Origin of the sequence: Allobosea sp. CER48 (genome assembly GCF_044752385.1) — a bacterium.
Classification (GTDB): Bacteria; Pseudomonadota; Alphaproteobacteria; order Rhizobiales; family Beijerinckiaceae; genus Allobosea.
Map to the genome: position 1 here is coordinate 1 of NZ_JBIWYK010000486.1, position 2,201 is coordinate 2,201.

At 68.6% G+C, this 2,201-nt stretch carries 4 protein-coding genes; 3 read left to right on the forward strand and 1 reads right to left on the reverse strand.

The features are described 5' to 3' along the window. The 3 genes from ACIPIA_RS14665 to ACIPIA_RS14675 form a co-directional block, all read left to right on the forward strand. On the forward strand, window positions 1-276 hold a 276-nt coding region (locus ACIPIA_RS14665), incomplete at its 5' end, for a sulfurtransferase TusA family protein (protein WP_400510608.1). Window positions 277-306: 30 nt separating this feature from the next. Continuing rightward, a complete protein-coding gene (locus tag ACIPIA_RS14670) occupies window positions 307-1,422 on the forward strand; it encodes an Mrp/NBP35 family ATP-binding protein (protein ID WP_400510610.1) in 1,116 nt (371 codons plus the stop codon). Between the two features lie 88 nt (window positions 1,423-1,510). Further along, on the forward strand, window positions 1,511-1,915 hold the full coding sequence (locus ACIPIA_RS14675) for an SRPBCC family protein (RefSeq protein WP_400510611.1): 405 nt from the start codon (window positions 1,511-1,513) through the stop codon (window positions 1,913-1,915). Window positions 1,916-1,927: 12 nt separating this feature from the next. Here ACIPIA_RS14675 and ACIPIA_RS14680 read toward each other — a convergent pair. Further along, a partial coding sequence (locus tag ACIPIA_RS14680; protein ID WP_465246962.1) for a glycosyltransferase family protein occupies window positions 1,928-2,201 on the reverse strand: 274 nt, incomplete at its 5' end.

Below are 2,201 nucleotides of genomic sequence, written 5' to 3' on the forward strand. Positions count from 1 at the left end.
GCAGCCGTCCTATTAAGCAGCGACGACAACGGCCCGGCAGCGGAGACCATGGACGCCATTCCGCTCGATCTGCGCGGCCTGAAATGCCCCCTCCCGGTGCTGCGCGTGCGCAAGGCGCTGAGTACCGCGCGAGCCGGCACCCTTTTTGTCGTGCAATGCACCGACCCGATGGCGGCGATCGACCTGCCCCATCTCACGCATGAGACCGGCGACATTATCGAGCGCCAGGGGGATGCGGACGGCGCCCTCGTCTTCCATATCCGCAAGGCAGCCTGAGCGCTGCACCAGCGAACGGAGTTCAACGACGTGACCGTGTCCCAAGCCGATGTCCTGCGGGCACTCCAACTGGTGAAGCTGCCGGCGAGCGGACAGTCCCTCGCCGCCTCCGGCCGCATCGGCGACATCCTCGTCGACGGCGGCAAGGTGATCTTCGCGATCGGCATCGACGCCACCGAGGCCACCGCGATGGAACCTGTACGCAAGGCGGCGGAAAGCGCCGTCGGCGGCCTGCCGGGCGTGACGCAGGTCCTCGTCGGGCTGACGGCCGACAAGGCCGGCCCCTCGGCAGCGATGCAGGCACGTCAGCAGGCGCAACGCCCGGGCCCCGGCGGAGCGCCGAAGCCCAGCGGCGTGCCCGGCGTGAAGCAGATCATCGCCGTTGCCAGCGGCAAGGGCGGCGTGGGCAAATCCACGACCGCCGCCAATCTCGCGGTGGCGCTCTCCACCCTCGGCCTCAAGGTCGGCGTGCTCGATTCCGACATCTACGGGCCGTCCATGCCGAAGATCTTCGGCATTGCCGGCAAACCGCACATCGTCTCGGGCCGGACGCTCGCGCCGATGGAGGCCTATGGGCTAAAGGTGATGTCGATCGGCTTCCTCGTCGACGAGGAGACGCCGATGATCTGGCGCGGGCCGATGGTGATCTCGGCCATCACCCAGATGCTGCGGGAGGTCGCCTGGGGCGAGCTCGACGTGCTCGTCGTCGACATGCCGCCCGGAACCGGCGACGCGCAGCTTACTCTCGCGCAGCAGGTGCCGCTCGCCGGCGCCGTGATCGTCTCGACACCGCAGGATCTCGCATTGCTCGACGCGCGCCGCGGCGTCGCGATGTTCCGCAAGGTCGCGGTGCCGATCCTCGGCCTCGTCGAGAACATGAGCTACTTCATCTGCCCGGAATGCGGGCATCAGTCCGACATCTTCGCTCATGGCGGCGCCCGCCATGAGGCAGAGCGGCTCCACATCCCATTCCTCGGCGAAATCCCCCTGGCGATGCCGATCCGCGAGACCTCGGATGGCGGGCGGCCGATCGTCGCCAGCGACCCGCACAGCCCGCACGCCAAGGCCTATGTCGCACTCGCGCGGCAGGTTCAGGCCAGCCTCGCCGGCGCTACGCGGGCGGCGCCGCGCATCGTCATCGAATAGCCGCGCCCAGTCAGAACAGCCGGATCGCGGCCGCTTGACGCGGCGTCTTTTTTGTTCTCTTTCTGTTCCAGTTCAGAAAGGCACGACAATGACCGTCCAGCCCGCGCGCCATCTCGGCATCGGCATCGAACGCCCCGTCGAGGAGGTCTACGCCTTCCTGGCCGAGCCCGTGAACTTTCCGCGATGGGCGGAGGGACTCGGCCACAGCTTCGTTCATGCCGAGGGCATGACCTGGCTAGCCGAGACCCCGATGGGAGCGATGCGCGTCCTGTTCAGCGAGCCAAACCGCCACGGCGTGCTCGATCATGCCGTGATCCCCGAGCATGGCCCCGCCATGCACAACCCGATGCGGGTCGTCCCCAATGGCGACGGTTCCGAGGTGGTGTTCACGCTGTTCCAGCGGGAAGGCATGTCCGACGACGAACTGGCGCGTGATGCGGCGATGGTCGTCCGCGACCTCAAGGCCCTGAAGGCGCTGCTCGAGGGGCGATGAAGGCCGCCGGGGTCAGGCCGACAGCGCGGCGAGACGCGCTGCCTCGCGCAGGTCTTCGGGCGTATTGACGTTGAAGAAGGGATCGACGGGGTCGACGGCCCATTCCGCTACGGCGGCGCCGTGGCCTTGCGTCCAGCGGCTGATCTTGCGCTCCCCCGCCTCCAGGGCCCGCCGCAGATCTTGCCGCAAGGCAACCGGCCAAAGCCCGATGGCGTGATGCGCCTGCCCGCCCGAGGCCGCACAGGCCAACGGGGTTCCGGCCGCGGCTCGGGCCTGCTGCAGACGG